The 318-nt window shown below is 66.4% G+C and carries 1 protein-coding gene; it reads right to left on the minus strand.

Annotated features, from left to right (window positions below; all coding sequences use genetic code 11):
* On the minus strand, window positions 1-318 hold a 318-nt coding region (locus PZA18_RS24480), incomplete at both ends, for a hypothetical protein (protein WP_284103492.1).

Consider the following 318-nt stretch of genomic DNA (forward strand, 5'->3'; position numbering starts at 1 on the left):
TGCGGCTGTCGGAAACCTGGCCCAGCGTGTTGTAAGCCACCCCCGAGGCTTCGCCCAGCGGGTTGATGGTGTAGAGCAGGCGGCCAGCGGTGTCGTAGTAGAACAGGGTGCGCAGGCTGCTGCCGTCATCCGGGTTCTGGCTGAGGGCGGCGGTACGGCGGCCGGCGGCATCGTATTGGTAGCGGGTGCCGTACTTGGTCCAGATCGCCTCGATGGCAGTGGCATCGCTGCTGGCCAGCGCCAGTGCGGCGCCTTCGCCACTGAGTTCGGCAATCACCTGACCAAGGGCGTTGTAGCGGGTCAGGCTGCGACGGTTCT

This window comes from Parachitinimonas caeni (genome assembly GCF_030129945.1).
In the GTDB taxonomy this organism is placed as follows: domain Bacteria; phylum Pseudomonadota; class Gammaproteobacteria; order Burkholderiales; family Chitinimonadaceae; genus Parachitinimonas; species Parachitinimonas caeni.